The organism is Ramlibacter sp. (genome assembly GCF_035706265.1).
Classification (GTDB): Bacteria; Pseudomonadota; Gammaproteobacteria; order Burkholderiales; family Burkholderiaceae_C; genus Ramlibacter.
Genome location: NZ_DASSVG010000350.1, coordinates 1 through 5,618 on the forward strand (window position 1 = coordinate 1; position 5,618 = coordinate 5,618).

Below are 5,618 nucleotides of genomic sequence, written 5' to 3' on the forward strand. Positions count from 1 at the left end.
CGAGAACCACTGGTTCACCGCCGCAGCGTCGGCGAACCGGATCACGACGATATCGGCGTGCGGGTTCGCGCCGGCGAATGTGGCGACCTGCTTTCCGCGAAACACGAGTTCGGCACCCCACGGGCGCAGCGTGTCCGGCACTCGCCTCGTGTACTCAGCCCATTTCTCCGGCGACTTGACCGTGATGTTGCCGACCAGGTACGCATGACTCATGGCTCGTGATTCCTCTTGCTGCGATCCCTCCTTGTATCACCGGATCGTGCTCTCCGTGGTCCGCCGCCCCAGCAGCATCTCGGCCGCCGTCCTTTCGAGCCAGGCGGCGTACTCGTCGTCGCTGCGGCCGCTCGCCCGCAGGCGCACGTAGGTCTCCACGCTGGAGAGCACGATCCAGGTGTCGACGATCTGGTCGAAGCCCAGGTCGGTGCGCAGCCACCCCCGGTCGCGCAACACGCCGAGCATCCGCTCGTTCTGGCGGCGGATCGCCACAAGGAATTCGACGAAGGTCTCGCGCAACTCGGGATCGGAATGGGCCGCGCAAGTCAGCGCCACCCAAACCCCCGCGGAGCCCGCGTTGACGGTGCGCATCGTGGCGGCAGCCAGGGGAGCCACTTGCTCGGGCCGGGTCAGCGCCAGGAAGGCCCGGCCTACGTCCAGGTCGCGCACGTCCCGGTCGCCTTCGATCCCGAACGACGTGTATTCCACGGCGGCCCGGATGAGCGCGGCCTTGGGGCCGTTCTTCTGCACCGTCTCCACGGAGACCTGCGCGCGCTCCGCGATCTTCGCGAGCGTCGTGCCCGGATAGCCGAGCTCGCTGAACAGCGACGCAGCCGCCGCAACGATGCGCTGGCGCGTTTCGGCCGCTTGCCGCTGCCGCAATTCCGACTGGTAAGCGCGTGGCCGCGGCGACGTCATGGATTCATTGACTCCGGTTCTGGCGGATTGGATACTGCGCCACCGCATTGAATTATAGACGCCCGCGCCGGAAGGTTCTCGACATGGCTTCGATCCTCATTGCTACCGTCCCCATCCACGGCCACGTGACCCCGCTGCTGGCCGTGGCGCGCCACCTCGTCGCGCGTGGCGACCGGGTGCGCTTCCTCACCGGTTCGCGCTTCGCCGCGGCGGTGCGCGCCACCGGCGCGGACCACCTGCCGCTGCCGGCCACGGCCGATTTCGACGATCGCATCGACCTGAACGACCGCTTCCCCGAGCGTGCCAAGCTCTCCGGCCCGCGTTCGCTCGCGTTCGACATCATCGAGCTGTTCACCCGGCCCGCCCGGGCGCAGTACGACGCCGTCATGGCCGCCCATGCCGCCGAGCCGGTGGACGCGCTCCTCGTCGATCCGGCCTTCGCCGGCGCCGCCTTCGTCCTCGGCCACCCGCGTGCGTTGCGGCCCGCCGTCGTCCTGTGCGGCGTGCTGCCACTTTCGGTGGCCAGTCGCGATACCGCGCCTTTCGGCATGGGCCTCGCGCCCCTGGGCGGCGCCGCCGGCCGCATGCGCAACGCGCTCCTCGCTTTCGTCGCCGGCCGCATCCTGGCTCCGGCCCAACGTGTGGCCGAAGGGATGTTCCGCGAAGTGCATGGCAGGGCCTTGCCCGGCCCGATCCTCGACTGGGCCCGCCACGCCGATGCGATCGCGCAGTTCACCGTGCCGGAGTTCGAGTACCCGCGCTCCGACGCGCCGTCCAACCTGCACTTCGTGGGCCCCATTTCCGCGTCGGGATCGGCGGCGCCGCGGCCCTCGTGGTGGGCGGACCTGGAGGGGCAGCGCGCCATCGTGCACGTAACCCAGGGCACCATCGCCAACAAGGACTTCGGCCAGCTGGTCGGCCCCACACTCCAGGCCCTGGCCGACGAAGACGTTCTCGTGCTGGTGGCCACGGGCGGCCGGCCCCTCGACACGCTGCCGCCGCTGCCCGCGAATGCACGTGCGGCCGAATTCCTTCCCTATGACGAACTGCTGCCGAGAGTCGACGTGTTCGTCACGAATGGCGGCTATGGCGGCGTGCAGTACGCGTTGCGCTACGGGGTGCCGATCGTGGTGAGCGGTGGGCAGGAGGACAAGCCGGAAGTGGGCGCCCGGGTCGCGTGGTCCGGCGTGGGCCGCCGCCTGCAACGGGTGTCGCCCCGGCCGGCGGAAATCCGGCAGGCCGTCCGGGCGGTGCTGCACGACGGCCGCTACCGCACTGCGGCAGCAGCCATGGCGCAACGGATGGCGCGCAGCGGCGGGCTCGAGGCCCTGTCCCGCATCGTCGACGATGTGATCCTTTCTCGCGTCGCACCGGCGACGACGCAGCCCCTGCGAGCCGGATCAGGCTTCGTTTTCCACGCCTGACGGGGCCTCGGCCCCTGCGCCATCCACCGCGCCGCCCGCCGGAGCGGCTTTCGCCAGGTGCATCGCGGCCATGCGCACCAGGCCGCGCAGCCAGCGGTGCGACGCATCGTGGTGCGAGCGGTCGTGCCAGAGCTGGTAGAAGCGCATGCGCGGGAACTCCAGCGGCAGCTGCACGACGGCCAGGGGCAGCACCCGCGCGAAGTGCTCCGCGAAGTGGCGGGCCGTGGTGAAGATCAGGTCGGTGTGCACCAGCATGTAGGGCGCCGCTTCGAAGTACGGGACCACCACGCGCTGGTCGCGCGCCAGCTTCTGGCCGGCCAGGAAGGTCTCGACCACGCCGCGCTGCGCCATCGAATAAGGCATCGGCACGACGTGCGGCGACGCCAGGTACTGCTTGAGCGTCAGCGCCCCGGACGCCGGTGCGCTCCTGCGTCCCATCAGGGCGACGAGCTCGTCCTCCAGCAGCACGGACAGGTGCATGCCCTCGGGCGGCTGCGGCCAGTTGCCGATCACGATGTCCAGTTCGCCATTGGCCAGCGCCCGCTCGTAGTCGAAGTCGCGCGAGAGCGGATGGATCACGAGCCGCGCCTTGGGGGCCTCGCGCCGCAGGTGCTCGACGAGGCCGGCGACGAAGCTCATGGCCAGGTAGTCGGGCGAGGCGATGTGGAAGGTCTGCTGGCTCGATGAAGGATCGAACGCCACCGGGCCGGCGAGCATGCGATCGATTTCCTCCAGTGCGTTGCGGGCGTGCTCGCGCAGTTCGAGGGCGCGCTGGGTCGGCACCATGCCGCTGCGCTCGCGCACCAGGAGCGGATCGCCGAAGGCCTCGCGCAGGCGGCGCAGGGCGCTGCTGATCGCGGGCTGCGACAGGTTCAGCCGGATCGCGGTGCGGGACACGCTGCGTTCGGCCACCAGCGTGGTCAGCACGCGCAGCAGGTGGGCATCGATGGATGCGCCCGCGTGCGCGAGGGCGGCGTTGCGCGGTGGGTGCTGCTGTGCCATCTGGACCTCGGCCGCAGGGTACCAGTATTTGATTCTGCTATGCCCGGTATCACCAGCCCGGTGCGTGCGGCGCCGGGCCCGGACCTAGAGTGCGGCCCACACAGCGATACAGGAGACGACATGAGCACTGTGGCAGCACCCTGGGCCCGGCCCGCCGGGACCACCCGTTCCGAGCTGGACGGCGTCTACCGGAAGATCTTCTTCCGCCTCGTTCCCTTCCTCATGATGCTCTGGGTGCTGGCCTGGATCGACCGGGTCAACATCGGCTTCGTCAAGCTGACCATGCTCGACGACCTGAAGTGGAGCGAGGCGGTGTACGGCCTGGGCGCCGGCATCTTCTTCCTCGGCTACTTCTTCTTCGAGGTGCCGAGCAACCTGCTGCTGCAGAAGATCGGCGCCCGCAAGACCATCATGCGCATCACCATCGGCTGGGGCCTCACCAGCGTGGCGATGATGTACGTGACGACGCCGGAGTGGTTCTACGTCGCCCGCTTCGTCCTCGGCGTGTTCGAGGCCGGCTTCTATCCCGGCATCATCCTGTACCTCACGTACTGGTTCCCCACCGACCGCCGGGCCAAGGCCTTCGGCATGTTCATGTCGGCCTCCGCACTCGCGGGCGTGGTCGGCGGGCCGCTGGCCGGCAGCATCATGGGCGGACTCAACGGCGTCAACGGCTGGGCCGGCTGGCAGTGGGTCTTCCTGCTCGAGGGCATCCCGTCGGTCATCGCCGGCATCGTCACCTTCTTCTACCTCACGGACAAGCCGGAGCAGGCGCGCTGGCTGAGCCGGCGCGAGCGCGACCTCGTCCATGGCGACCTCGAACGCGACCACCAGTCCATCGGACCGCGCCAGCACAGCATGCTCGCTTCGCTGCGCGAAGGCCGGATGTGGCTGATGATCCTGATCTACTTCTGCATCATCGCGGCCAACTCGTCGCTCACCTTCTACGGCCCGACGCTGGTCAAGGAAGTGGGCTTCAAGAGCCCGCTGGCGGTCGGCTGGATCATGGCCGTGGCCTACCTCTGCGGCGCCGCCGGCATGATCTACAACGGCATCCGCTCGGACCGGCACCAGGAGTCGCGCTGGCATTGCGGCGTGGCGGCGGCACTCGGCGCGGGCTCCATCCTGGTCATCGCCCTGGTCCTCGACGCCAGCCCGCTGCTGACGCTCGTGGCACTCACGCTGGCCATCGTCGGCACGATGAGCGCCATCCCGGTGTTCTGGCAGATGCCCAACCGCTTCCTCTCGGGCACGGCGGCCGCCGGCGGCGTCGCGCTGATCAACTCGATCGCGAACCTGGCGGGCTTCGGCGCGCCCTGGATGCTGGGCATCATCAAGACCGAAACCGGCGCCCTCTCGGCCGGCCTGTATGTCGTGGCCGCCGTCGAGGTCTGCGCCACGCTGCTGATCCTGGCGTTCATTCCGCGCTTCCACAAGACCCGGCCCGTCGAGGGCGAGCCCAGCCTCGCCCACTGAGGGCCGAACACCAGCGAACCGAGCCGAGCACATGACCACTCCGACCCCAACGCGACCCGCCCTGGAGCTGGCGGAGATCAACGCCATGGACCGCGACCGCTTCGTGGCCTGCCTGGGCGCGACCTTCGAGCACGCGCCCTGGGTGGCCGAAGGCGCCTGGGCCGCGCGCCCCTTCGCCAGCGTCGACGCGCTGCACGCCACCATGATCGAGATCGTGCGGCGCGCCCCGCCGGCCGTCCAGATCGACTTTCTCTGCGCGCACCCCGAACTGGCGGGGCGCGAGGCGCAGGCCAGCACGCTGACGGACCACTCGCAGCGCGAACAGGCAAGTGCAGGCCTGGACGCCCTGTCGCGCGAGGAGATGGCCGAGATGAGCCGCCTCAACGCCGAATACCGCCGGCGCCACGGTTTTCCCTTCATCATCGCCGTGCGCCGCCACACCAAGGCGCAGATCTTCGAGGCGCTGCGCAGCCGTGTCGGCGGAGACACGGTGAGCGAATTCGTCGAGGCCTTCGACCAGATCGCCTTCATCACCCGGGCGCGCCTGCGGGCGCTGGTGCCGGTGCGTTGAGCCATGGGCGACATCTCCACACGCCCCCTTCAGGCGGATCCGGAGCGCGAGCGCCTCGACGCGGAGTACATGGGCCGCGCCATCCAGGCTTCGCGCGAGAGCCTCGAGGCCGGCGATATGCCGTACGGCGCGGTGCTGGTGTCGGGCGGCGGCGACCTGCTTCCGATCCGCTGCGCGCAGACGCTGGCCGGCGCGGTGCCGCCGGTGCAGGTCGACGGGCCGATGGAGGCCGA

Annotated in this window: 6 protein-coding genes and 1 pseudogene; 4 read left to right on the forward strand and 3 right to left on the reverse strand. The window is 69.8% G+C overall.

Annotated features, from left to right (window positions below; all coding sequences use genetic code 11):
• Together VFM98_RS12855 and VFM98_RS12860 are read right to left on the reverse strand one after the other, a co-directional pair.
• The coding region (locus VFM98_RS12855; protein ID WP_325110318.1) for a DUF1330 domain-containing protein at positions 1-213 on the reverse strand (213 nt) is incomplete at its 3' end.
• Positions 214-249: 36 nt separating this feature from the next.
• The gene (locus VFM98_RS12860; RefSeq protein WP_325110319.1) at positions 250-912 is read right to left on the reverse strand and encodes a TetR/AcrR family transcriptional regulator; all 663 of its coding nucleotides are present in this window, start codon (positions 910-912) and stop codon (positions 250-252) included.
• Between the two features lie 83 nt (positions 913-995).
• On the opposite strand from VFM98_RS12860, the gene VFM98_RS12865 reads away from it, so the two are divergent.
• Complete coding sequence (locus tag VFM98_RS12865; RefSeq protein ID WP_325110320.1) at positions 996-2,336, forward strand: glycosyltransferase; 1,341 nt, start codon at positions 996-998, stop codon at positions 2,334-2,336.
• On the opposite strand, the gene VFM98_RS12870 is transcribed toward VFM98_RS12865, so the two are convergent.
• Positions 2,313-3,338, reverse strand: a complete 1,026-nt coding sequence (locus tag VFM98_RS12870) for a LysR family transcriptional regulator (protein WP_325110321.1) — start codon at positions 3,336-3,338, stop codon at positions 2,313-2,315. The two genes, VFM98_RS12865 and VFM98_RS12870, sit on opposite strands and share 24 nt — an antisense overlap.
• A gap of 120 nt (positions 3,339-3,458) precedes the next feature.
• Between VFM98_RS12870 and VFM98_RS12875 the strand changes: the two genes are divergently transcribed.
• The 3 genes and pseudogenes from VFM98_RS12875 to VFM98_RS12885 form a co-directional block, all read left to right on the forward strand.
• Positions 3,459-4,814: an MFS transporter gene (locus VFM98_RS12875; protein WP_325110322.1), complete on the forward strand. Its 1,356-nt coding sequence runs from the start codon at positions 3,459-3,461 to the stop codon at positions 4,812-4,814.
• A gap of 31 nt (positions 4,815-4,845) precedes the next feature.
• On the forward strand, positions 4,846-5,385 hold the full coding sequence (uraD, locus tag VFM98_RS12880; RefSeq protein ID WP_325110323.1) for a 2-oxo-4-hydroxy-4-carboxy-5-ureidoimidazoline decarboxylase: 540 nt from the start codon (positions 4,846-4,848) through the stop codon (positions 5,383-5,385).
• Between the two features lie 3 nt (positions 5,386-5,388).
• Positions 5,389-5,618 (forward strand): annotated as a pseudogene (locus VFM98_RS12885) (hypothetical protein); the annotation flags it as partial.

Excerpts from the sequence above, each read along its gene's own strand:
- VFM98_RS12865 (WP_325110320.1), top strand. The coding sequence starts at position 996 with ATGGCTTCGATCCTCATTGCTACCGTCCCCATCCACGGCCACGTGACC.
- uraD (WP_325110323.1), top strand. The coding sequence starts at position 4,846 with ATGACCACTCCGACCCCAACGCGACCCGCCCTGGAGCTGGCGGAGATC.
- VFM98_RS12870 (WP_325110321.1), bottom strand. The coding sequence starts at position 3,338 with ATGGCACAGCAGCACCCACCGCGCAACGCCGCCCTCGCGCACGCGGGC.
- VFM98_RS12875 (WP_325110322.1), top strand. The coding sequence starts at position 3,459 with ATGAGCACTGTGGCAGCACCCTGGGCCCGGCCCGCCGGGACCACCCGT.
- VFM98_RS12860 (WP_325110319.1), bottom strand. The coding sequence starts at position 912 with ATGACGTCGCCGCGGCCACGCGCTTACCAGTCGGAATTGCGGCAGCGG.